Here is a 22,993-nt window from a genome sequence, read left to right as displayed (position 1 = left end):
CGGCTTGCCGAGCCAGGGGCCGATATCGACCAAGGTGAATTGGCCATCCTGTTCCAGTGCGAAAGTCGGAAAACCCTGACCGCCAACATTAGCCAGGAGTGCGCGACTGTCCTTGATATGGCGCTCGGTGTCGGCTTCACTAAATGCCTGTAGGAACGCCTCAGGCTCAAGGCCTGTCTGTGTGGCGAGTTCCAGCAGAACGGCTTCGTCAGCGATGCGTCGACCCTCCATGTAATGAGCCGTCTGCAAACGCCCCAGCAAGACTAGCCCGCGCCCAGCGATCTGCTCGGCTGCCAGCACAGCGGCAATCGGCGGCGCGGAATCGAACACCGCCGTCTCATCGCGCAGCAAACCCTCAAAATACGCCTCTCCAAACGGCTGGCCGGTGTACTCGGCGATGCGTCGGTCGTGAGGCATCACGTAGTTACGCAGTTGTGGCGAGACGGTCTGGCGATTGGCGCCGGTCATCATGCCGCCACCGTGGGCGATGACAGGCAACACCGCTTGGGCGGCTTGCACCAATGGTTTGGCGCCGTAGCACCAACCGCACAACGGGTCGTAAATGTAGTGAAGGATCATGGGAAGACTCCGGCAACAAAGTAGGAAAACTCAATGCCGGCAGATTAATCCCCAGACAGTTTCGGAAAAACGCTGGAATGGCTTTCAGTCTGTTTCATGAATCGGTCGAATGACCCCGTTGCACCTTTGTACCAATCACGACATAACTTGAAACAATCAAACAAGGCAGCCGTTCGAGAATAGTTAACGAAAGTAAATAGCAAGCATTACCATTCGCGCCCTCGAATTTTTCTACCCTTCCGGATGCGCTTCAGATGCCTGCCCCCTCCCGCCTTACGCCCATCACCCTTGGGCTTTCTGCTTTCCTGTCTGCCGGTTTTACCTGCGCCGCCACGACCGTTTTACCCGAAACCTCGATCAGCGCCGAAGCGCAAGTTGACGATCCACGCGTAAAGGAAACCAGCACTGCGACCCGCACGGCTACACCGGTGCGTTACGTGCCGCAGGCCATCGATTTGGTGAAAACCGCGAACGTCGTGGATTACGGCACCAACGATCTGGGCACGGCACTGAGCGGCATGCCCAACGTCAGCAGCGGTGCCGACACCCGCTTCGACAGCCTGCGCATCCGTGGTTTCGACGCCAGCAACGACTTCTACCTCGATGGCATCCGTGATGACAGCCAGTACGTGCGCGACTTGCACAACATCGAACGCATCGAAGTCCTCAAAGGCCCGGCGGCGGTGTTGTATGGCCGTGGCAGCCAGGGCGGGATCGTCAACCGGGTCAGCAAACTGCCGGAGTTCGGCCGCCGCTCGACCATTGAGGCCCAAGGCGGCAGCGATGATCTGCGCAGCCTGTATGCCGACCTCAGCACCGATCCAAGCGAGAACATCAGCCTGCGTCTGAACATGGGTAACATGGACCAGAACAGTTTTCGCGATGGCGTCAGCGGCAATCGCCAACTGTTCGCGCCGTCGATGAGCTGGCAACTGACGCCCGACCTGAACTGGTTGGTGCAGTACGAATACAGCCGTTACAACCGTACGCCGGATCGCGGCATCCCCGGTGTCAACGGGCGCCCGGCAGACGTAGGAAGGGATACGACCTACGGCAGCGAGCACGATTTCATCGACGACAAGTCGCAATCCCTGCGCTCGAAACTCAGCTATGAACTCAGCGACAACTGGCAGCTGCGCCATACCCTGGGTGTATTCAAGCTCGACAGCGATTTCGACAACACCTACCTGACCGGCTACACACCGGCGACCAACAAGGTCACGCGCCAGCACTGGCAGCAGGACCTGACCACCCGCAACGTCTATAACAACGTCGAACTGGAAGGCGGGTTCGACATGTTCGGCCTGGAGCATCGCCTGCTGACCGGTATCGAGATCGGCAGCCAGCGTCGCGATCCTACTTTATATAACGCAGCAACCTCCGGGCGTGGTAGTTCGCCGGTACCGGCGCTGGATCTGTACAACCCCAATCGCGACTTGCGCCATACCGGGCGCATGCAGGTGTCTAGCAGCACCCACACCGAAGTCGAAAGCCGTGCGGTGTACGTTCAGGATCAGCTGCGCCTGAACGATCAATGGCAACTGCTCGCCGGTTTGCGTTACGACACCTTTGATATCGAATCGACCAACAAGCTGCGGGACATTTCCGAAGATCGCGACAGCCACAGCACCAGCCCGCGCGTAGGCGTGGTCTGGACGCCGCTGCACAATCACTCCTTCTACGCCTCCTGGACCAAGACCTTTTCCCCGGTCGGTGGCGGCTTGATCGGCATCACGCCAGGCGCGGCCGGCAACAGCAACGACCTGAGTCCCGAGCTGACCAAGCAGAAGGAAATCGGCGTGAAGAGCGACTGGCTCGACGATCGCCTGAGCACTACGCTGGCGATCTACGAGCTGGAACTCTCCAACCGTCGCACCAGCGACCCGAACAATCCGACCATGACCTTGCTCACCGGCCTGCAACGCTCCCGCGGGATCGAGCTGACCGGCACCGGCAAGATCGCTGGCAACTGGTACGTGCGCGGTGGTGTCGGCGTGCAGGACGCAAAAGTCGAGAAGGACAACAACGGCTTCGAAGGCAAACGCATCAGCAACGTGGCCAAGCACAACGGCAGCCTGTTCCTGACCTGGAAACCGGAAATGGGCTGGTACGCCGAAACCGGTTTGACCCTGGTGGGTCAGCGCTACGCCGACAACCTCAACACCACCGTGTTGCCAGGTTATGGCCGTTGGGATGCGTTGGCCGGGTTCCGGCACAAGGATTGGGATTTGCGGGCGGCACTGAACAACATCACCGATCGCGAGTATTACTCGTCAGCCACCAGCGCGGCGCAGATCCAGCCGGGCGCACCACGAAGCCTGGTCGTGACCGGTACTTACAGTTTTTAAGAGAAAGATGCTCGTTCCCACGCTCTGCGTGGGAATGCAGCCAGGGACGCTCTGCGTCCCTATGGACGCGGAGCGTCCGGTGAGGCATTCCCACGCAGAGCGTGGGAACGATCAATCATAAAAACCTTCGCCCATAAAAAAGCGCCGCCTTCCCGGCAGCGCTTTTATCAATCCGTTGTTTTTCTTCTTATCCTTCCATCACATCCCACAGTGCTTCCAGTTCCGCCTCGCTGAATAAACCAGCGGGGTAGCGCTCGATCATCATCCGGCGCGGATCAGGTTCCCTGATCTGACGCGTTCCATTGGACTTCAACCACTGCGCCAAGACCTGGAGCGATTCGCTGTTAACTGCCAGGGGATGCATTGCGTGCTCGCTCACGACGTTCATTTCGGCGTTCATCTCAGCGCTCTCTCCTGGTTTGTGAGCGGCTAACTTATCCAAGGTTTATGACAGAACATCGAAGTTCTCTCCCTCCCCATGTTGCGCCAACGAAGATACAAGAGCTGTGCCAATGTTTTCGAAGTGTCGACAAGTGGATACAAAAAAGCCCGCGGTCCTGACGGGCTGCGGGCTTTGTGTGAAATAACAAGGCTAAATCGTTGCTCAATCGATTCTTCAATCAACTCAGGCTGTTACAACCTCACTCACTCCTTGTGCGGCGCGGGCTGTTGTTGGGTAAGGCAGTGGATGTTACCGCCCCCCAGTAACAGTTCGCGACCCGGCACCATGACCACTTCGTGCTGCGGGAACAAAGCCTGCAAAATCTCTTTGGCCGGACCGTCCAACGGATCGTCGAAGCTCGGCGCGATGATGCCGCCATTGACGATCAGGAAGTTCACATAAGAGCCGGCCAGGCGAACGGTCGGATTGCGTTCCTGAGTACCATCTACCGGATCCACGCCTGCACACTCGTCTTCGGTCGCGTACAGCGGCCCAGGAATCGGCATCTTGTGCACCGTGAATGGGCGCCCTTTGGCATCGGTGCTGTTTTGCAGCACGTTCATTGCCGCCTGACAGCGCGGGTAGTTCGGGTCCTGCGGGTCATCAGTCCAGGCCAGCAGTACTTCGCCCGGACGCACGTAGCAGCAGAAGTTATCCACATGGCCGTCGGTTTCGTCGTTGAACAAACCGTCCGGCAGCCAAATAATCTTATCCACAGCCAGATTGGCGCTGAGCACCGCTTCGATTTGCGCACGGTCCATGTGCGGGTTGCGATTGCGGTTGAGCAAGCATTCTTCGGTAGTGATCAGGGTGCCTTCGCCATCAACATGGATCGAGCCGCCTTCGAGCACAAAACCTTCGGTGCGATAGCGCGGGCTGCGCTCGATTTCGAGGATCTTGCCCGCCACCTGCGAGTCACGGTTCCACGGCGAATACAGACCACCGTCAAAACCGCCCCAAGCATTGAAGTCCCAATCCACACCACGGACTTCGCCGCGATTGTTGATGACGAACGTCGGGCCAGTATCCCGAACCCAGGCGTCATCGCTGGACATCTCCACCACACGAATATTCGGCACGTCGAGACGGGCGCGAGCATTTTCGTACTGGCCGGCGGAAACTGCCACGGTCACCGGTTCGAAACGCGCAATGGCCTTGGCCACCGCCACATGCGCGGCTTGCGCCGGTTTGCCGCCCAGGCGCCAGTTGTCCGGGCGCTCGGGCCAGACCATCCAGGTCTGGGTCTGTGGTGCCCATTCGGCGGGCATGTAAAAGCCGTCGGTGCGAGGGGTGCTGTTCAAAGTGGTCATGGTTCAGGACTCCAGGGAACCGTCGAGGGTTTTGATCGCGCCGTACAGGTTCGGGCGACGGTCACGGAATGAGCCCCATGCGCTACGGATGTGCTCCAGCTCATCGAGGTCGAAACTGTGAACCAGAATGCCTTCTTCTGTTTCATTCAGCTCTTGGACTTTCTCGCCAAACTGGTTGGCGATGAACGACGAGCCGTAGAAGGTAATGTCGTAGCCGTCCTGCTCTTCGTTGCCGATGCGGTTGCTGGCAATCAGCGGCATCAGGTTGGCGCCGGCATGGCCTTGTTGCACGCGCTGCCAATGATCGCGGGACGAAATGGTCTTGTCGTGTGGCTCGCTGCCGATGGCGGTCGGGTAGAACAGGATTTCCGCGCCTTGCAGCGCCATGCTGCGGGCGCACTCAGGGAACCACTGATCCCAGCAGATGCCCACGCCGATTTTCGCGTAACGGGTATTCCAGACTTTGAAACCGGTATCGCCCGGGTTGAAGTAGTACTTTTCGTGGTAGCCAGGGCCATCCGGGATATGGCTTTTACGATAAATCCCGAGGTTGCTGCCGTCGGCATCGATGATCGCGATGCTGTTGAAACGTGCGCGGCCGGCCAGCTCGTAGAAGCTGATTGGCAGAACAACCTGCAATTCTTTGGCGACCTTCTGGAAATGCTTGATGGCGACGTTGTCTTCGACCGTCGTGGCCAGCTGCAGGTAGTCAGGGTTCGGTTTCTGGCAGAAGTACGGCGCCTCGAACAGCTCCTGGATCAGGATGATTTGCGCGCCTTTCGCCGCAGCCTCACGGACCCGCTTTTCAGCGGTCTCGATGTTGGCTTCAAGGTCCCAGGAACAGGCCATCTGGGTAGCGGCGACGGTAACGATACGACTCATGAATCATCTCCTGGGCAAGTGCTGAGGGTCGAGGGTGGCATCGACCGATGACAGAAAGAGGCAGCACCGGGCGTGGTTCATCCACACCGTGGCAGTGGCGACTTTATAGCCGATAAAAATCGGCTTTTAAAGCAATAAATATTCTTTCTGTCGAAAATTTCTCACTTAAACCCGATAACAATCGAGATTTATGCATGCCTTTATGACGCCTTCGCGGGCAAGTCGGATCGCCGCACCGCTCGCTCCTACGGATTTATGTCGTTCGCAGAATATGCGCACGACACGGACCCGTAGGAGCGAGGCTTGCCCGCGAAAGCGATCTCAAGTCTTACAACCCTTCGTCCAACACCTTCGACAGCATGTCGACAAAGAAATCTACGCTCTGACGCGACGTAACCATCGGCGGCTTGATCTTGAGGATGTTCAGGTAATCACCCGTCGGCTGCATGAAGATCCCCAACTCACGAAGGCGATCGCACAATGCCGTGGTTTCTTCGGTTGCGGGCTCGAGGGTTTCTCGATTGCGGATCAACTCCACACCCAGATAGAAGCCGGAACCATGCACCGCTCCCACCAACGGATGCTGGTCAATCAACGCTTCAAGACGTTCTTTGAAATACCCACCCACGACCTGGGCGTTCTCCCAGAGTTTCTCTTCTTCCATCACATCCAGCACCGCCATGCCGATCTGGCAGCTCACCGGGCTGCCACCGGCCGACGAAAAGAAGTAGCCCTCGGCCTCCAGCGCTTCGGCAATTTCCCGTCGGGTAATGACAGCGCCCAACGGCTGGCCGTTACCCATGCCTTTGGCCATGGTGATGATGTCCGGCACTACGCCCTGCTCTTCGAAACCCCAGAAGAATTTGCCCATGCGGCCGTAACCGACTTGCACTTCATCGGCGATGCACACCCCGCCCTGAGCGCGGACCAGCGCATAGACCTGCTTCAAATAACCCGGCGGCAACGAGATACCGCCGGCATTGCCGTACACCGGCTCACAGATAAAACCGGCTAACTGGCGTTTCTGCTCGGCGATTTTCGCCAGGTTGTGCTCGACGCTACGCACGTAGTCCGGTGCGCTGTCGACGCCACGAAATTCACCGCGATAGGTGTTCGGCGCGGTCACTGGATGCACCCAGTCCGGACGGCTGCTCAAGGCCTTGGGGTTGTCGGCAATCGAAGTCGAGACCGCGTCCGCCGCGACTGACCAACCGTGATACGCCTCCAGCACGCTAAGCATGTCGCGACCGCCGCTATAAGCCCAAGCCAGACGGATCGCCAGATCATTGGCCTCGGTGCCGCTGTTGACCAGGAATACGCGATCCATGTTGTCCGGTGCCAGCTTCAACAAACGCTCGGAAAATTCGGCAATCGCCGCGTAGTGAAAACGCGAGTTGGTGTTGAGCAACGACCACTGCCGGCTGGCGACAGCAGCCATGCGCGGATGGCCATGACCCAGGACCGCGACGTTGTTGAGCATGTCGAGGTAAGAACGGCCCTGCATGTCGATCAGGTGATTGCGCCAGCCTCGCTCGATGCGCGGCGGGTCGACGTAATAGTGCTTCTGGGAGCGAGCGAAACTCGCATCACGGCGGGCGAGCAATGTCTGCGGGTCGAGCTCTTCTTGCGCATCACAGGCCAGGCCCAGCAACACGGCAGGTGAAGGACATAACGCCTGCCAGGCTGCGGCGCGCGATGGCGTACAAAACAACGGCGCGTCGAGCTGAGCACTTCGGCACAACTGCACGATCAACGGCCCGCTGACCGAACCCAGCACCTGGCCTTTGACCAGCGCCGCGCTACTGCGCACCGAGGGGGTCACACCCCACAATCGGACGCTGAGCTCCGGGCCGTCCAGTTGCAGCAAGTTCTCCCCTTCGATATGGATAACCCCGGCGAACGGCGCTTCGACCGTCGTGCCATCGGGCACTCGCAACGCAACGTGTAACGGGAAAGTATCCGGTTCGCTGGCACAGTCCGGCCGCGTGCGGGACAAACGATACTGGCCATATCGACTGGCCGCCAGACCGTGAGCCGCGGCGGCCTCAGTCAGCAGACGCAGATCGATCCCTTGCTGCTCCCAGTTACCCGCCTCGAAATGCGGACTGAGCACGCCCAGATCGATCAACGCAAACTCACGCCCCACCAGACTCGGCAACAATGGCGCGAAGTCTTCACTGCCGATGCTCGGCAGGCTTTGACCGACTGCTGTAAGAATCGCCGCCTCCATCAACGCCAACGGCACGGACGTGGCAACACGGAAAATTTCCCACTCATGGGTCAGGTTGTCGCGACTGTACTCATTGCCCGGATCAATGCTGACCTGCTGCTCGCCACTCAGCACCAGCACCGCCGAACGCACAACGATCAGCGGCCAGAGCGCCAGCAACTCTTCATGCTGCAACGGATTGACCGCGTGATAGGCCCGAACCGCCGGCAAAATGTAGAACGGATCGCCATCGGCATGGTGCAGCAGCGCGGCGCAGGTCACCGACAGATCGGTGATCCGCCAGGTACGGACCAGATCGCCGAAATCGATCACGCCCTGCAACTGCCATTGGCGCTGTGAATCTCGCTGCCAGACTACATTGTCGTCGGTGATGTCCATGTGAATCGCCTGCACCGGCAGCTTGTCCACCAAGGGCTGCAAATGGCGCTCGGCCTGTTCAGCGGCTTCGGCGATCAGCTTTCGCTGCGGGTCATCCTGGATCACCGGCAGCAAATGAGCGATTAACGCGTTGGCGTGGCGAGCGTCCCATTGCAGGGTGCGCTCAAGGCCCGGGTGATTGAAACCGGCCAGCGCCAGGTCCATTTCGCCGCAGAGCCGACCAAAACCGGCGACCACTGAACGGCTTAGGTGATCGAGGTGCGTCAGGGATTGGCCGTCGATGTAATCAAGCAGGCGCACGTGCACTGCTTGGCCCCCAACCTCAAGTGAGAGCAAGTCTGCGCCATTTTTGGCAGAAATCACTCCCGGCACCGGCACGCCGGAATGTTCAGCCAGATGCTTGAGCGCTGCGTGTTGGGCTTGCAGCTCCAGCGCCGAATAGTCACCACGGCAGATTTTCAGGACAAAACGCCCCTGCTCGCTGTCGACGCGGAAATTGAGATCCTGCTGGCTCCCAAGAGCCTGCAACCGCCCGCTCAACCCGTAATGCTCTTTCAACAGCTCAAGCGCTTGCGTCGCAGACACTTGCGGGCTGGGCAGACTGGCGCGGTGAATCAACGTGGCGAGCGGCATACAACGACCCCTGAAATTTTATTAGGCGCTTATATCGCCATTGCTTGGGGCGATACGCAACCCTCTTATACCCGTCTAAGGGTCGGCATTGGGGATGGTTTCCGGTCAGCGACTATTCAGATGAACTTTCCTACGCAGTGCATCGACCGGCAGGAATGTCCGGGGGTCAACCAAGCCCATAAGCTGATTCCCCTCAATAGGGAAATCCGCCATACATGCCAGAACGCTCATACCCGCTGACTTACAAGGAGCAGTTGCGTCGCCGTATCTTGCGTCCGCCGCCATCCGTAAACGAATACCAACCCATTGCCGATTTTCCCGAACCTCGGTCCACGACTCCTGAGCCAGTAACACCCATGGGTTGCGTGTTCGCCAAATCCTGCAAATTGCCGGACGGGATCATCAACTACACGAACCCATCGGGCTTTGTTCCGCTGGACGCGTTGAAGGATTATGGAAACTTTGCGCTTCTAGGCGGGCGTCACGCCGATAGCTCTGGCGCCATTCCTCTGAAGAAAATCAGCGGCAATGCCTTGCCGATCGGATTGAGTGGTCTTGCCTTGGCTGGCCCGGCCGTAAGCAGTGCCGCAGTTGCCGGCGGGACTATCGCCTCTGGTTTTCTGACCGGTTTAGTCGCGCTGCTCTGGCCTGGTGAGCTGGCGGATAGCGCGCTGTACACCGATGAACAACTGCGCAGCCTCAAACAAGCCAACTCACGTGTGCGGCTGAACGTCGAACAGCAGGCCGACGGCTCTCTTAAGGGTTACGCCTTTTACACTGGAAAAAACGCCGATTGGCAGAGGGTTCCGGTCATCCAGTTTCAAGACCGAGGCAGCCAGCAGGTAGCCGAATTCGGTGAAGGCCTGGAGTTGATTTGGACCCCGGCCGTAGACCCTGGCCAAACTCTCGGCATCCCCGCACTGGAGGCTGCACCTCAAGCGCCAACGATCTGGGTTTACCCTCCTACACAGGCAAGTCGCGATATTCTGGTTAACCCGATTTATCCGCCGGAGTATCAGGATTTCATTCTGGTTTTTCCCCTGGATTCAGGGGTGCGGCCGCTGTATGTGGTGATAAATACCAGGAAGAGACTCCTCAATCCTGATCACGATTACATCGACGCGCCACAAACAGAAGAGATCAAAGGTATTGCGGGGTTGCGTCAGGTCCGTGGAAAAACACCGCGACAAGGAGGCGGTGGAGTACGAGACAGATGGATCGATAGCAAGGGTCGTAAGTTTTACGAGTGGGACTACTGTCACGGCGAACTTGAAAAATATCTAGTCAGCGACGGAAGTCATTTAGGGGCGTTCTGCCACCTGACCGGTAATCAGTTGAAGCCAGCGGACAAGCGTCGAAATATCAAAAAATATTTGTGAGGCAACAATGGGACTACGAATTAGACTTCATTGGTTCGATGAGGCTACCGACATCGAAAAAGGTAAGGAGTATTCCCGCGACTTGGGGGAGGACGGCTCGGTGATGAAGGCGCTCGGCTTGCCTATAGAGGAAACCGTTAACAATGGGTTGTTTGACGTTACTCAAGCTTGGCTCCCTACGCTCCAACCTTATTTCGGACACCAAATAGATTTGAGCACGTTCAATTATCAGATTGGGTTTTCTTATCGTGAGCAATGGTAAAGAAGACCAGTCAACCGACATGAGTCGCTACGTGTTCATACCCTGCCGTTCAACTACAGTCATTTCCGCCAAATCCGAATCACCGACAGAAGCCTTGCCACCGAGTGGGGCCTTGTACTGCCGAAAGGGATGAATGAGGCAGGGTTTCACTTCGTTCATGAGGATGAAGACGGCCAAAAGTTTGAGTCCGAACACTGGTACTTCGGAGAAGTGGACAAAACCGACGATGGTTCCGAGGAGGGGTGCTGAAAATACAAAACCTTCAAAATATTCTGGGAAGAGAATCCGCAACTGTTCAGCTAGCCGGTGTCCCCTCGATGAATTTGCCCTTCCAGGTACTCCCCCACTCGCACCCGCCGCCACTTTGCGTAAGAATGTCGACCATCACGCCTATTGCCGGAGAAACACCATGAATGTAGTCACCACCGACCTGCCCGGTGTTCTGATCATCGAACCCAAGGTTTTTGGTGACGAGCGCGGCTTCTTCTACGAGAGCTTCAACGCCAAGGCTTTCGAAGAGGCAACCGGCCTGAACACCCAATTCGTTCAGGACAACCATTCCCGCTCGCAAAAAGGTGTACTGCGCGGTTTGCATTACCAGTTGGAGAACACTCAGGGCAAACTGGTCCGCGTCACCGCCGGTGAGGTGTTGGACGTGGCGGTGGATATTCGCCGCAGCTCGCCGCATTTCGGCAAATGGGTGGCGGTACGCCTGTCCGCCGACAACCATCGCCAACTCTGGGTACCTGAAGGTTTTGCCCATGGTTTCGTGGTACTGAGCGATTTCGCCGAGTTCCTCTACAAAACCACCGACTACTACACTCCGTCGGCCGAGCGCAGCATTCGCTGGGACGATCCGGACCTGGGCATCGACTGGCAGCTGGACGAAGCACCGAAACTGTCCGCCAAGGATCAGTCCGCCGCGTTCTTCAAGGACGCTGAAGTCTTTTCCTGAATTCCTGTGTGAATTTTCACCGCCAGCGCGCACTTGATCCCTGGTGCGCAGACTGCGCCCGCAAGCCTAGGCATAATGCGTCCATACCCATAGGCGCTTGATGCTCATGACACCCACTCTCCCCCGCAGACCCCGCTGGCGCAGCCTGGCGCTACTCGCGTTGTGCCTGGCACCCTTGCTTTGGCCGCTGGAGCATTTGGCCGAGCGTTACTACCGCAGCGAACTGGCCGGACAGAACCGTCAGACCCTCGACCTCTACGTCGCCAACCTGCTGGGCACTCTGCATCGGTATGAAGTGTTGCCGCAGATTCTCGGCGAGCTGCCTGCTCTGCGTGCGACATTGGCTGCACCCGACGAGGGCGTGATTCAGGGCAATGCCAATCGCCTGCTGAAAAACATCAGTGCCCAGACCGGCGCCGAAGTCATGTACCTGATGGACACCACCGGCAAGACGCTGGCGGCCTCCAATTGGGACAAACACGACAGTTTCGTTGGCCGCAATTTCGCTTTTCGTCCTTATTTCAGTGAAGCCATGGCTGGGCGTCTGGGACGCTTCTTCGGCCTGGGCACCACCTCGGCCAAGCGCGGTTACTTCTTCGCGGCGGCGATACGTGATCGCGAAAAAATCATCGGCGTGCTGGTGGTCAAGGTCGACCTCGACCACACAGAAAGCCTCTGGGGCAAAACCCCGGAACAACTGTTGGTCACCGACCACAATGGCGTGGTCATCCTCACGTCGCGGCCCGAGTGGCGTTTCCGCTCGACACGCCCATTGAGCGAGGCAGAGCGCGAGGCCATCACCGCGATTCAACCCTACCCGACCCGCGATCCCAAGCCGTTGAATCTGGACGCCAACGCCTGGCTGACTCAAACGCAACAGATCGAAGAAACCGGTTGGAGCGTCAGTATCCTTGCGCCGCGCACCCTGATCGATCGTCCGGTACGCACCGTCGTGGCCATCGGCGGCGCAACGCTGCTGGTATTGATGCTGCTGCTGGGCTTGATGATGCAGCGCCGACGCCATTACCTGGAGCGGATCGCCTTCGAAGGCAAGGCCCGCCACGAACTGGAGGGCCGGGTCGCCGAACGGACCAGCGACCTCGAAGGCCTCAACCGTCGGCTCAAGCAGGAGGTGCTGGAGCGCGAACACGCTCAGCAGGAACTGGTGCGCGCGCAGGATGACCTGGTGCAGGCCGGCAAGCTCTCGGCGTTGGGGACAATGTCGGCGAGCATCAGCCATGAGCTCAACCAACCGCTGGCGGCGATCCGCAGCTACGCGGAAAACGCCGAAGTGCTGCTCGATCATCAGCGCACCGAGGATGCTCGCGGCAACCTCAAGCTGATCAGCGAATTGACCGGGCGCATGGCCTCGATCATCGCTCACCTGCGCGCCTTCGCCCGGCGTGATCGTCACGCCCCGGAAAGCGTGGCCCTGCAACCGGCACTGGACGACGCGCTGGCATTATTGGCCAAGCGTCGGCGCAGCATGGAAGTCGAGCTGATCCGTGACCTGCCGGCTGCCACCCTATGGGTCGAGGCCGGGGAAACGCGCCTGCGCCAGGTACTCGGCAATCTGCTGGCCAATGCCCTCGACGCCCTGACGGAAAAAGGCCCGCCGCGTAAACTCTGGTTGAGTGCCGAGTCCACCGCCGACGGCGTCAATCTGTACATTCGCGACAACGGCCCCGGGTTCTGCCTGGAAGCGCTGGGTCGTGCCGGCGAGCCCTTCTACACCACCAAGACCCGCACTCAGGGGCTTGGCTTGGGGCTGGCGATTTGCGACACCCTGATGCGCGCCTTTGGTGGTGAACTGTCGTTCTCCAACCACAAGGAAGGCGGCGCCCTGATTACCCTGAAGCTGCGCGCAGGCGCACCGGGCGTGAGCCTGCAACCGTCCGAGGACCGAAGTGCATGACCATCGACAACCGCATCCAGGTCGTGTTGATCGACGACGATCCCCACCTGCGCCAAGCCCTGAGCCAGACCCTGGATCTGGCCGGCCTGAAGATTCTGCCGCTCGCTGAGGCCAAAGGCCTGGCCGGGCAACTGGAGCGTGACTGGCCGGGCGTGGTGGTCAGCGACATCCGTATGCCGGGCATGGACGGTATCGAACTGCTGACCGAACTCCACGCCCAGGACCCGGAGCTGCCGGTGCTGCTGATCACCGGCCACGGCGATGTGCCGCTGGCGGTACAAGCCATGCGCGCCGGGGCCTATGACTTTCTGGAAAAACCATTCGCCAGCGACTCCCTGCTCGACAGCGTACGTCGTGCCCTGGACCTGCGTCGGCTGGTGCTGGACAACCGCAGCCTGCGCCTGGCCCTGAGCGATCGCAACGAACTGAGCGCTCGACTGGTCGGGCAATCGGCGCCGATGCTGCGCCTGCGTGAACAGATCGGTGCCTTGGCGGCGACCAAGGCCGACGTGCTGATCCTCGGCGAAACCGGTGCGGGCAAGGAAGTGGTGGCCCGCGCGCTGCACGACCTGTCGAGTCGGCGTAACGGCCCGTTCGTGGCGATCAACGCCGGGGCCTTGGCCGAGTCGGTGGTTGAAAGCGAGCTGTTTGGCCACGAGCCCGGAGCCTTCACCGGCGCGCAGAAGCGTCGCATCGGCAAGTTCGAATTTGCCAATGGCGGCACGTTGTTCCTCGATGAAATCGAAAGCATGAGCCTGGATGTGCAGGTGAAACTGCTGCGCTTGCTGCAAGAGCGGGTCGTCGAGCGCTTGGGCGGCAACCAGCTGATCCCGCTGGACATCCGCATCATCGCTGCGACCAAGGAAGACCTGCGTCAATCCGCCGATAAGGGCCGCTTCCGTGCCGACTTGTATTACCGCCTGAACGTCGCGCCGCTGCGCATTCCGCCGCTGCGCGAGCGGGGTGAAGATGCGCTGATGCTGTTCCAGCATTTTGCTGATGAAGCCAGCGCCCGCCACGGTTTGCCACCCCACGAATTGCAACCGGGACACCGGGCGCTGCTGCTACGTCACACCTGGCCAGGCAACGTGCGAGAACTGCAGAACGCCGCCGAACGCTTTGCCCTGGGTCTGGAACTGGCGCTGGACAACAGTGCGCCGGATGGCGGCGTCGGCAGCACAATTGAGGTGGTCAGCGGCGGCCTGAGCGAGCAAGTGGAGAACTTCGAGAAGAGCTTGATTGCCGCCGAACTGGCGCGCTCGCACAGCTCCGTGCGCAGTCTTGCCGAAGCGCTCGGGATTCCGCGCAAAACCTTGCATGACAAATTGCGCAAGCATGGTCTGAACTTCTCCGGCGCCGGCAGCCACACTGACGACCTTGATTGAGCTACCGTAAAATCATCCCCTTCAAACAAAAGGCCCGTGAATGAACCGCGACAGTCGTCATCTGGAATCGATCCTCCATTCTGACATCCCCCTCACGCGGGACATGGGCCTCAAAGTGCTCGACTGGCACGATCAACAACTGCGCCTGCACCTGCCGCTTGCGGCCAACGTCAATCACAAGAGCACCATGTTCGGTGGCAGCCTGTATTGCGGCGCGGTGCTGGCCGGCTGGGGCTGGCTGCATTTGCGTTTGCGTGAAGAAGGCATCATCGAAGACGGGCACATCGTGATTCAGGAAGGGCAGATCAGCTATCCACTGCCGGTCACCATGGACGCGACGGCGATTTGCCAGGCACCGAGTGCGGCAGTCTGGAAGAAGTTTCTGGCAATGTATCAGCGGTATGGGCGGGCACGGTTGACGCTGCATTCACGGATAGTGAATACCGGGAGTGAAGAGGATGCAGTGAAGTTCGTGGGGCAGTACGTGCTGCACCGCTAGGAACCAGCCAAAACAGAACCTGTGGCGAGGGAGCTTGCTCCCGCTCGGCTGCGCAGCAGTCGCCATTCAGACGACGGGGGTTAACTGATATTGCGCGCTGGCTGGATTTGGGGCCGCTTCGCGACCCAGCGGGAGCAAGCTCCCTCGCCACAAAATTATGCGAAACTCAGGAACGTGCGAGTTTCAGCAGTTTCTCCCGCCAAGCCGCTTTAGCCGGCAGCGCCAGGAAAAACTCATTCAACAACGACTCCCGCGCCGGATAGCAGAACGGCTCACCGCTCAAATCCAGCACCTCTCCACCTGCGCCTTCCAGCACACCTTGCGCAGCCGCCGTGTCCCACTGCGAAGTTGGCGCCAACCGCGGATAACAATCCGCCGCGCCTTCCGCCAGCAGGCAAAATTTCAGCGAGCTGCCGATGTTCGCCAGTTGCAACTCACCCAGACTATCGCTCAATCCCGCGAGTAACCGTTCCTGCTCAGGGCTCGAATGCCGACGACTGGCGACTACCGTGAAAAGCTCACCCGCAGCCGGAACCTCGCGAACCTGAATCGGCAACGGCTCGGCGTCTTTATCACCACGCCAGGCACCCAACCCTGCACCGCCAACATAAAAGCGCCCGTTGGTCGGCATCGACACCACACCAAACACCACACGCCCCTGCTCGATCAGCGCAATGTTGACAGTGAACTCTTCGCTACCGGAGATGAACTCCTTGGTCCCGTCCAACGGATCAACCAGCCACCAGCGCTGCCACCCGGCGCGCACGCTCTGGGGGATATTGGCGTCTTCTTCGGACAGCACCGGAATGCTCGGGTCCAGCGCTGTCAGCCCGGCCAGAATCACATGGTGAGCGGCCATGTCGGCGGCTGTAACCGGGGAATCATCGGACTTTGCAGTGACAGCAACGTTGACGCGCCAGAACGGCAGGATCGCCTCGCCAGCCTTCAAAGCCAGTTCAACGACTGGCGCCATCAACGGATGGGGAAAATTCAAGTTCACGGCAAAAACACCCCACGCTGAGTCAGTAAGTCACGGGCCAGATACAGCGCCGCCAAGGCACGGCCCTCAGTGAATCGCGGATTCTGCGCCAAAGACGACAATTCGCGCAGGTTGATCTTTTCCACCCCCATCGGCTCAGGCTCGTCACCCTCCAGACGTTCTTCGTACAGGTCAGTGGCCAGCACCACCTGGATCTTCTGGCTCATGTAGCCGGGTGACAACGACAACTCGGTCAGATGTTCCAGCTGCCGCGCGCCATACCCGGCCTCTTCCATGAGCTCCCGCTCGGCCGCCGCCAACACGTCTTCGCCCGGCTCGATCAAACCTTTGGGCAGGGACAACTCATAGGCATCGGTGCCGCCACAGTATTCCTCCACCAACACCGCGTGGTCTGCGTCGAGCATCGCCACGATCATCACCGCGCCATGACCAGTGCCTTTGCCGACCAGACGCTCGTAAGTACGCTCCACGCCATTGGAAAAGCGCAACTTCAGCTCTTCGACGCAGAACAAACGGCTGGTGGCGACGATCTCGCGAGCGAGTACGGTGGGTTTCTGGCGCATGAGAGGCTCCTTGGCGTAAGCGGGTTACTATACCCGGCCTATCCTGATTGTTTATCTCGGATATCTTTTTTACCGCTGGAGAAGTTTTATGTCCCTGCTGCCCTGGCATGACATCGATACCGTTTTGCTGGATATGGACGGCACGCTGCTGGACCTGCACTACGACAACCATTTCTGGATGGAGCACCTGCCCCAGCGTTATGCCGAGCTGCACGGGGTGAGCCGGGCCATGGCGGAGCTGGAGTTGCAGCCGCTGTTCGAACGCAATGCCGGTCAGTTGCAGTGGTACTGCCTGGATTTCTGGAGCGCCGAGCTGAAGCTGTCGGTGCGCGAACTGAAACTGGAAACCGCGCACCTGATCGCCCTGCGTCCGGATGCAGACACTTTCCTGGCCGCGATCAAACAGGCCGGCAAACGCGTGGTACTGATCACCAACGCCCACCGCGACTCGCTGTCATTGAAGCTGGAGCGAATTGAACTGGCACCGTATTTCGAGCGCCTGATCAGCTCTCACGATTACGGTTTCCCCAAGGAAAACCCGCAGTTCTGGGATGCCTTGCAGGCCGACATCGGCTTCGACCCGGCGCGCAGTCTGTTTATTGACGATACGTTGCCGATTCTGCGCAGTGCGCGCAATTTTGGCGTGGCGCATCTGCTGGCCGTGAGCGAGCCAGACAGCCGCAAAGGGCCGAAGGACACGGCCGAGTTTGCGGCGGTGGGGGATTATCGGGAGTTGATTGCCGGGCTCTAGTGTCTGACGCGATCATTGTGGCGAGGGAGCTTGCTCCCGCTGGAGTGCGAAGCGCTCCCAATCTGGCTGATGTGTTTCTTCAGAAGACTGCATTGGCCAGATTGCGACTGCTGCGCAGCCGAGCGGGAGCAAGCTCCCTCGCCACAGGTTTTGTGTTACTCAGGAATCCGCAACACCTGCCCCGGATAGATCTTGTCCGGGTGCGACAGCATTGGTTTGTTGGCCTCGAAGATTTTGTTGTACTTGTTCGCATCGCCGTATTCGGCCTTGGAAATCGCGCTGAGGGTGTCGCCCTTTTTCACTGTAACGAAGCGAGCGGCCTTCGCCACCGGCCCGGTCACCGTGATCTGGTCATCCACGCTACCGACACCGGCAATATTGCCCACGGCCAACAGAATCTTTTCCTTCTCTTCCTGACTCCCCACTTCACCGGTGACGATGACTTTGTCGCCCTCGATTGTCGCCTGAACATTCGGATTACCCAGGCCGACCTTGCTGATGTGTTCCTTTAACTGCTCGCTGGCATTCGCATTGCCAGGCGTCAGCAGATCAATAAGTTTTTCGCCTGCTTCTTTCACAAAGCTAAAAATACTCATGGTGCATTCTCCTTGGGGTTTAGGTTCCAGACGCCAAAGACTAGACCAGCCTTGCGAAGCCCGGTTCCTAGCCGACCAATGACCCAACCCCGCGCAGGCGGTAGAATCGCGAACCTTGCCCGCGCCCTGGAGCGAAGATGGACATCAAGCAGCTCAAATTCCTCATCGCTCTCGACGAAACCCGGCACTTCGGTCAGGCCGCCGCGCGTTGTCACATCACCCAACCGACCCTGTCCATGCGCCTGCGCAGCCTCGAAGAAGAACTCGAACTGCCGCTGGTCAACCGTGGCCAGCGCTTTGAAGGTTTCACCGCGCCGGGCGAGCGTGTGCTGGCGTGGGCACGTACGGTGCTGGCGGCCTACGACGGTTTGCAGGCCGAAGCAGCAGCCTGTCGCGGCAACCTCGTGGGTACGTTGCGCCTGGGCGTGGTGCCGCTGTCGAGTTTCGACCCGGTACCGCTGATGCATCGCCTGCACGCCGAGCACCCGAACTTGCGCTTCGAACTCTCAGCCCTGAGTTCCGAGCAGATACTCGAACAGCTGGCGAACAACCGTCTCGACCTCGGCGTGTCGTACCTGGAGCGTCTGGACGGTGAGCGTTTCGACTCCCTGGCCTTCAGCGAAACCCGCATGGGATTGCTTTACGATCAGCGTTTCTTCAGTTTCGGCGACGCGCCCTTAAGCTGGAAATCGTTGATTGAACTGCCGCTGGGCATGCTCACCAGCGGCATGCATTTTCGCCAGTCCATCGACCATAACTTCCACAGTCGTGGCTTGGCCCCCCAACCGTTGCTGCAAACCGATTCAGTCCACCAATTGTTACAAGCAGTACACGGCGGTCTGTGTTGCGCCGTGATGCCGCTGGATGGTGGTCTCGAAAATCTTACCGATCACTTGCGCCTCCAACCCATCGAAAGCGCCCAGACCCTCGCCCGGCTGGGGCTGATCATGCGTCGCAGTGCTCCACGTTCGGCGCTCGCAGAAGCCTGCTTCGCGATCTATCAACAATCACCGACAGATTCTTGATCGACCCCATCTATCGGCAGATCAGTAATAGCAATTAGACGCGACAAGTTGACGCGCCTAGTCTTAAAGCTGACCAAACCGTTGGTGAGCCCATGAACGCCAAGCGCCCTGCCCGCGCGGCGCCTGCCGTTGAAACGCCCGCGACCGCCGCAAGCCAGACGTACAGCTACTGCAACCTTGAATACACCGAATCGGCCAGCACCGCGCTGGCCGAGGAAGTCGCGTTGGCAATTGCCTATAACGGCATCAGCCAGGCGGTCATGTTGGTGACGCCAACGGATCTTGAAGACTTCATCGTCGGTTTCAGCCTCGGCAGCGGCATCATCGAAGACGCTTCAGATATCTACGACCTGCAGCTCAGCGGCACAGGTTCGGCGCAATACGCGCAAGTGACCATCGCCAATCGCGCCTTCTGGAACCTCAAGCAGCAGCGTCGGCAACTGGCTGGCACCAGCGGTTGCGGGCTCTGTGGCGTGGAAGCGGTGGAGCAAGCGCTGCCCGACCTCAAAGTATTGCCCGGCGCCCCGCTGCCCCCAGCCGAATGGCTGGACGGCCTGCGCCAGCGCATCGGCGAATTCCAGCCGCTGGGCCAACATTGCGGCGCGGTGCATGCAGCGGTGTTCATGAACGGCAATGGCGAATTGCTGCTGGGCCGTGAAGATATCGGTCGACACAACGCCCTCGACAAGCTGATCGGCGGGTTGATCCGCCAGAAAATCCCGACCACTGGCGGCCTGGCGATTGTCACCAGTCGTTGCAGCCTTGAATTGATCCAGAAAGTTTTACGCGCTGGCATCCAGACCCTGGTCAGCCTGTCGTCGCCCACGAGCCTTGCCGTGCAATGGGCCCGTCGACACAACCTCAACCTCATCCACCTGCCACAGAAAAATGCACCACGGGTCTACAGCCCAGCGTTGGAGAATCAAGCGTGAGTCAACACCGTCAAGCCGACCAGAAACCCGTCCCCCGCTACAAGCCCTACAAAGGCCCAGCCGGTGGCTGGGGCGCGCTGATCAGCGTCGCCCAAGCCTGGTTGACCAGCGATAACGCGCTGAAAAACCTCCGCATAATGCTCAAGACCAACCAGAACGGCGGCTTCGACTGCCCCGGTTGCGCTTGGGGCGATTCTCCGGAAAAGGGCATGGTGATGTTTTGCGAGAACGGCGCCAAAGCGGTGAATTGGGAAGCGACCAAACGCCGTGTCGACGCTGCATTCTTTGCCAAACACAGCGTCAGCTCGCTGCTGGAGCAGAGCGACTACTGGCTTGAATATCAGGGCCGCCTGACCGAGCCGATGAGCTACGACGCCGAGACCGACCGCTACAAACCCATCAGCTGGGATGACGCCTTTGCGCTGATCGGCAAACATTTGCAGGGCCTGTCGAGCCCCGACCAAGCAGAGTTCTACACCTCGGGCCGCGCCAGCAACGAAGCGGCGTACCTCTATCAGCTGTTCGTGCGCGCCTACGGCACCAACAACTTTCCCGACTGCTCGAACATGTGCCACGAAGCCAGCGGAGTGGCGCTGGCGCAAAGTGTCGGCGTAGGCAAAGGCACTGTGACCTTCGATGACTTCGAACACGCCGATGCGATTTTTGTCTGGGGCCAGAACCCCGGCACCAACCACCCGAGGATGCTAGAACCTCTGCGCGAAGCAGTGAAACGCGGCGCTCAGGTAGTGTGCGTCAACCCGCTGAAAGAACGCGGACTGGAACGCTTCCAGCACCCACAGCACCCGTTGGAAATGCTCACCAACGGCGACAAGCCGACCAACACCGCCTACTTCCGCCCGGCACTGGGCGGCGACATGGCGGTGCTGCGCGGCATGGCGAAGTTCCTGCTGCAATGGGAACGCGATGCGCAGAAGACCGGCGCCCCAGCGGTGTTCGATCACGACTTCCTCAATGAACATGCGGTCAACGTGCTGGAATACATGGGCGTCATCGACGACACCCCATGGGAGCAGATCGTCGAGCAGTCCGGCCTAACCCTGGTGGAGATCGAGCAAGCGGCGCGCATGTACGCCAAAGGCAAGAACGTGATTATGTGCTGGGCCATGGGCATTACCCAGCATCGTCATTCGGTGGCGACCATCCAGGAAATCGCCAACCTGATGCTACTGCGTGGCAACATCGGGCGGCCGGGTGCCGGTCTGTGCCCGGTGCGTGGTCACAGCAATGTGCAGGGCGACCGAACGATGGGCATCAACGAACGTCCACCGGTGGCGTTCCTCGATGCTCTGGAGCGTCGCTTCCAATTCAAAGTGCCGCGTGAAAACGGCCACAACGTGGTCGAGGCGATTCACGCCATGGCCGACGGCCGATCAAAAGTCTTCATCGGCTTGGGCGGCAACTTCGCCCAAGCCACCCCGGACAGCCCACGGACCTTCCAGGCCTTGAACAACTGCGACCTGACCGTGCAGATCAGCACCAAGCTCAACCGCAGCCATTTGGCCCATGGTAAAGACGCGCTGATCCTGCCGTGCCTGGGCCGTACCGACATCGATATCCAGACCGAAGGCGCTCAAGCGGTAACCGTGGAAGATTCGTTCAGCATGGTCCATGCCTCCAACGGTCAGCTGCAGCCGCTGTCGAACCAGATGCGCTCGGAGCCTGCAATCATCGCCGGTATCGCCGCCGCGACCCTGGGCAGCAAACCGGTGGACTGGAACTGGCTGGTGGCCGATTACAGCCGCATCCGCGACCTGATCGCCGACACCATCCCGGGCTTCCGAGACTTCAACGAGAAAATCCAGAACCCGGGTGGTTTCTACCTGGGCAACAGCGCCGGCGCACGTCGCTGGAATACCCCGTCGGGGCGGGCCAATTTCCGTGCGAACATTCTGCCCATAGACCTGGTGCACGAACGCACCCGCGCCACCGGCGTACTGCCGGACCTGATCATGCAGTCGATGCGCTCCCACGATCAGTACAACACCACGATTTATGGTCTTGATGACCGTTATCGCGGGGTGAAAGGTCAGCGGGATGTGATGTTCGTCAATGAAGCCGACATCATTCGCCTGGGGTTCAAGCCAGGACAGAAGGCTGACATCGTGTCGATCTGGGATGATGGCCGTGAGCGTCGGGTGAAGGGCTTCACGCTGCTGGCGTTTGATATTCCTGCCGGGCAAGCGGCCGCATACTATCCGGAAGTGAATCCGCTGGTGCCGCTGGAAAGCACCGGGGATGGCAGCCATACGCCGACGTCGAAGTTTGTGGCGATTCGGTTGGAAGCGGCGAGTGAGACTGGGTTGATCATGGCCAAGTCGGCTTAACACGGTGGCAGGTATGGCCTCTTCGCGGGCAAGCCTCGCTCCTACAGTTTTAGAGTCGTCCGCTTACTCCGTGAACGACAAAATTCTGTAGGAGCGAGGCTTGCCCGCGAAGGCGTCAGACCTGAAAACGCACAGACAAGCACTTTCCAATCGCCCACAAAAAAAGGCCGTTTTTATATAAAAACGGCCTTTGCGAAGTAGTTAAAGACCGGCGAAAAACAGTTAAGTTCCACCCAAAAAACAGTAACTTATAGAATTGTGCTCAAGTCGTGTTACTCGTCGGATTTCGATTGTCACAACCATGACACAGCCTCAGGATCGCGCCGTCATCCCCTTGAGGTTCCTCTATGAAGTTCTCCTCGATTCTCTTGTTGTCCCTTGGCCTGGTCAGTGGCTTCGCTTCTGCTGGCGGCACCACCGAAGCAGGTGTGGGCGGCGCATTGGGCGGGGTTCTTGGCTCGGTCGTCGGCCAATCGCTAGGCGGCAGTACAGGTTCAACCATTGGCGCGGCCCTGGGCGGCGCGGGTGGTAGCGCAGTCGGCGCAGACAAACGCAGCCGTGGCGAAGCCGCCATTGGCGGGGGG

Annotated in this window: 20 protein-coding genes and 1 pseudogene; 13 read left to right on the top strand and 8 right to left on the bottom strand. The window is 59.4% G+C overall.

The genetic code is table 11. The features are described 5' to 3' along the window. Positions 1-579, bottom strand: a 579-nt coding sequence (locus PMI18_RS26835) for a DsbA family protein (RefSeq protein ID WP_007895254.1), incomplete at its 3' end; no start/stop codon positions are given. A gap of 254 nt (positions 580-833) precedes the next feature. Between PMI18_RS26835 and PMI18_RS26840 the strand changes: the two genes are divergently transcribed. Next, positions 834-2,927 (top strand): TonB-dependent receptor, encoded by a 2,094-nt coding sequence (locus PMI18_RS26840; RefSeq protein WP_007895253.1) that lies wholly within the window; start codon positions 834-836, stop codon positions 2,925-2,927. A 187-nt stretch (positions 2,928-3,114) separates the two neighbouring features. Here the strand turns inward: PMI18_RS26840 and PMI18_RS26845 are convergent, their stop codons facing one another. From PMI18_RS26845 to PMI18_RS26860, 4 genes are all read right to left on the bottom strand, one after another. Then, entirely contained in the window at positions 3,115-3,327 is a 213-nt protein-coding gene (locus PMI18_RS26845) for a hypothetical protein (protein WP_007895252.1), read from the bottom strand. Positions 3,328-3,572: 245 nt separating this feature from the next. Continuing rightward, positions 3,573-4,679, bottom strand: coding sequence for an agmatine deiminase (gene aguA, locus PMI18_RS26850; protein WP_007895251.1), 1,107 nt, complete (start codon positions 4,677-4,679; stop codon positions 3,573-3,575). Between the two features lie 3 nt (positions 4,680-4,682). Next, positions 4,683-5,561 carry an N-carbamoylputrescine amidase gene (gene aguB, locus PMI18_RS26855; RefSeq protein ID WP_007895250.1) on the bottom strand — a complete coding sequence of 293 codons (879 nt, stop codon included), beginning with the start codon at positions 5,559-5,561 and terminating at the stop codon, positions 4,683-4,685. 328 nt (positions 5,562-5,889) lie between these two features. Further along, the gene (locus PMI18_RS26860; protein WP_007895249.1) at positions 5,890-8,802 is read right to left on the bottom strand and encodes an aminotransferase; all 2,913 of its coding nucleotides are present in this window, start codon (positions 8,800-8,802) and stop codon (positions 5,890-5,892) included. A 215-nt stretch (positions 8,803-9,017) separates the two neighbouring features. Between PMI18_RS26860 and PMI18_RS26865 the strand changes: the two genes are divergently transcribed. From PMI18_RS26865 to PMI18_RS26890, 7 genes are all read left to right on the top strand, one after another. Continuing rightward, positions 9,018-10,181, top strand: a complete 1,164-nt coding sequence (locus PMI18_RS26865) for an S-type pyocin domain-containing protein (protein ID WP_007895248.1) — start codon at positions 9,018-9,020, stop codon at positions 10,179-10,181. A 7-nt stretch (positions 10,182-10,188) separates the two neighbouring features. After that, positions 10,189-10,443, top strand: a complete 255-nt coding sequence (locus tag PMI18_RS26870; protein WP_007895247.1) for a colicin E3-like toxin immunity protein — start codon at positions 10,189-10,191, stop codon at positions 10,441-10,443. Between the two features lie 129 nt (positions 10,444-10,572). Then, positions 10,573-10,692 carry a hypothetical protein gene (locus tag PMI18_RS31820; protein WP_238542574.1) on the top strand — a complete coding sequence of 40 codons (120 nt, stop codon included), beginning with the start codon at positions 10,573-10,575 and terminating at the stop codon, positions 10,690-10,692. Between the two features lie 160 nt (positions 10,693-10,852). Beyond that, positions 10,853-11,398 (top strand): dTDP-4-dehydrorhamnose 3,5-epimerase, encoded by a 546-nt coding sequence (gene rfbC, locus PMI18_RS26875; RefSeq protein WP_007895246.1) that lies wholly within the window; start codon positions 10,853-10,855, stop codon positions 11,396-11,398. A 106-nt stretch (positions 11,399-11,504) separates the two neighbouring features. Next, complete coding sequence (locus PMI18_RS26880; RefSeq protein ID WP_033035708.1) at positions 11,505-13,313, top strand: sensor histidine kinase; 1,809 nt, start codon at positions 11,505-11,507, stop codon at positions 13,311-13,313. Further along, positions 13,310-14,698 carry a sigma-54-dependent transcriptional regulator gene (locus PMI18_RS26885; RefSeq protein WP_007895244.1) on the top strand — a complete coding sequence of 463 codons (1,389 nt, stop codon included), beginning with the start codon at positions 13,310-13,312 and terminating at the stop codon, positions 14,696-14,698. Before PMI18_RS26880 ends, PMI18_RS26885 begins: the two co-directional genes overlap by 4 nt. A gap of 40 nt (positions 14,699-14,738) precedes the next feature. Further along, positions 14,739-15,197, top strand: coding sequence for a YiiD C-terminal domain-containing protein (locus PMI18_RS26890; protein WP_007895239.1), 459 nt, complete (start codon positions 14,739-14,741; stop codon positions 15,195-15,197). 166 nt (positions 15,198-15,363) lie between these two features. Here the strand turns inward: PMI18_RS26890 and cysQ are convergent, their stop codons facing one another. Both cysQ and nudE read right to left on the bottom strand, forming a co-directional pair. Next, positions 15,364-16,197 carry a 3'(2'),5'-bisphosphate nucleotidase CysQ gene (cysQ, locus tag PMI18_RS26895; protein ID WP_007895235.1) on the bottom strand — a complete coding sequence of 278 codons (834 nt, stop codon included), beginning with the start codon at positions 16,195-16,197 and terminating at the stop codon, positions 15,364-15,366. Next, positions 16,194-16,760 (bottom strand): ADP compounds hydrolase NudE, encoded by a 567-nt coding sequence (nudE, locus tag PMI18_RS26900; protein ID WP_007895233.1) that lies wholly within the window; start codon positions 16,758-16,760, stop codon positions 16,194-16,196. Before nudE ends, cysQ begins: the two co-directional genes overlap by 4 nt. A gap of 88 nt (positions 16,761-16,848) precedes the next feature. Between nudE and yrfG the strand changes: the two genes are divergently transcribed. Continuing rightward, positions 16,849-17,511: a GMP/IMP nucleotidase gene (yrfG, locus tag PMI18_RS26905; protein ID WP_007895230.1), complete on the top strand. Its 663-nt coding sequence runs from the start codon at positions 16,849-16,851 to the stop codon at positions 17,509-17,511. A gap of 155 nt (positions 17,512-17,666) precedes the next feature. Here yrfG and lysM read toward each other — a convergent pair whose 3' ends face one another. Continuing rightward, positions 17,667-18,107, bottom strand: coding sequence for a peptidoglycan-binding protein LysM (lysM, locus tag PMI18_RS26910; RefSeq protein WP_007895228.1), 441 nt, complete (start codon positions 18,105-18,107; stop codon positions 17,667-17,669). A 137-nt stretch (positions 18,108-18,244) separates the two neighbouring features. Between lysM and PMI18_RS26915 the strand changes: the two genes are divergently transcribed. From PMI18_RS26915 to PMI18_RS26930, 4 genes and pseudogenes are all read left to right on the top strand, one after another. Beyond that, positions 18,245-19,132 (top strand): LysR family transcriptional regulator, encoded by an 888-nt coding sequence (locus PMI18_RS26915; protein ID WP_007895225.1) that lies wholly within the window; start codon positions 18,245-18,247, stop codon positions 19,130-19,132. A gap of 92 nt (positions 19,133-19,224) precedes the next feature. Beyond that, positions 19,225-20,064: a formate dehydrogenase accessory sulfurtransferase FdhD gene (gene fdhD / locus PMI18_RS26920; RefSeq protein WP_007895222.1), complete on the top strand. Its 840-nt coding sequence runs from the start codon at positions 19,225-19,227 to the stop codon at positions 20,062-20,064. Further along, on the top strand, positions 20,061-22,409 hold the full coding sequence (locus PMI18_RS26925) for an FdhF/YdeP family oxidoreductase (protein ID WP_007895209.1): 2,349 nt from the start codon (positions 20,061-20,063) through the stop codon (positions 22,407-22,409). Before fdhD ends, PMI18_RS26925 begins: the two co-directional genes overlap by 4 nt. Positions 22,410-22,756: 347 nt before the next feature. Beyond that, positions 22,757-22,993, top strand: a pseudogene (locus tag PMI18_RS26930) (hypothetical protein); the annotation flags it as partial.

Source organism: Pseudomonas sp. GM102 (assembly GCF_000282555.1).
Classification (GTDB): domain Bacteria; phylum Pseudomonadota; class Gammaproteobacteria; order Pseudomonadales; family Pseudomonadaceae; genus Aquipseudomonas.
Note: the sequence above shows the minus strand (reverse complement) of the source record. Positions and strands in the feature narration are given on the sequence as shown.

Bases quoted from the DNA above. Each gene is read 5' to 3' on its own strand.
- PMI18_RS26840 (WP_007895253.1), top strand. From the start codon at position 834: ATGCCTGCCCCCTCCCGCCTTACGCCCATCACCCTTGGGCTTTCTGCT.
- PMI18_RS26845 (WP_007895252.1), bottom strand. From the start codon at position 3,327: ATGAACGCCGAAATGAACGTCGTGAGCGAGCACGCAATGCATCCCCTG.
- aguA (WP_007895251.1), bottom strand. From the start codon at position 4,679: ATGACCACTTTGAACAGCACCCCTCGCACCGACGGCTTTTACATGCCC.
- aguB (WP_007895250.1), bottom strand. From the start codon at position 5,561: ATGAGTCGTATCGTTACCGTCGCCGCTACCCAGATGGCCTGTTCCTGG.
- PMI18_RS26860 (WP_007895249.1), bottom strand. From the start codon at position 8,802: ATGCCGCTCGCCACGTTGATTCACCGCGCCAGTCTGCCCAGCCCGCAA.
- PMI18_RS26865 (WP_007895248.1), top strand. From the start codon at position 9,018: ATGCCAGAACGCTCATACCCGCTGACTTACAAGGAGCAGTTGCGTCGC.
- PMI18_RS26870 (WP_007895247.1), top strand. From the start codon at position 10,189: ATGGGACTACGAATTAGACTTCATTGGTTCGATGAGGCTACCGACATC.
- PMI18_RS31820 (WP_238542574.1), top strand. From the start codon at position 10,573: ATGAATGAGGCAGGGTTTCACTTCGTTCATGAGGATGAAGACGGCCAA.
- rfbC (WP_007895246.1), top strand. From the start codon at position 10,853: ATGAATGTAGTCACCACCGACCTGCCCGGTGTTCTGATCATCGAACCC.
- PMI18_RS26880 (WP_033035708.1), top strand. From the start codon at position 11,505: ATGACACCCACTCTCCCCCGCAGACCCCGCTGGCGCAGCCTGGCGCTA.
- PMI18_RS26885 (WP_007895244.1), top strand. From the start codon at position 13,310: ATGACCATCGACAACCGCATCCAGGTCGTGTTGATCGACGACGATCCC.
- PMI18_RS26890 (WP_007895239.1), top strand. From the start codon at position 14,739: ATGAACCGCGACAGTCGTCATCTGGAATCGATCCTCCATTCTGACATC.
- nudE (WP_007895233.1), bottom strand. From the start codon at position 16,760: ATGCGCCAGAAACCCACCGTACTCGCTCGCGAGATCGTCGCCACCAGC.
- yrfG (WP_007895230.1), top strand. From the start codon at position 16,849: ATGTCCCTGCTGCCCTGGCATGACATCGATACCGTTTTGCTGGATATG.
- lysM (WP_007895228.1), bottom strand. From the start codon at position 18,107: ATGAGTATTTTTAGCTTTGTGAAAGAAGCAGGCGAAAAACTTATTGAT.
- PMI18_RS26915 (WP_007895225.1), top strand. From the start codon at position 18,245: ATGGACATCAAGCAGCTCAAATTCCTCATCGCTCTCGACGAAACCCGG.
- fdhD (WP_007895222.1), top strand. From the start codon at position 19,225: ATGAACGCCAAGCGCCCTGCCCGCGCGGCGCCTGCCGTTGAAACGCCC.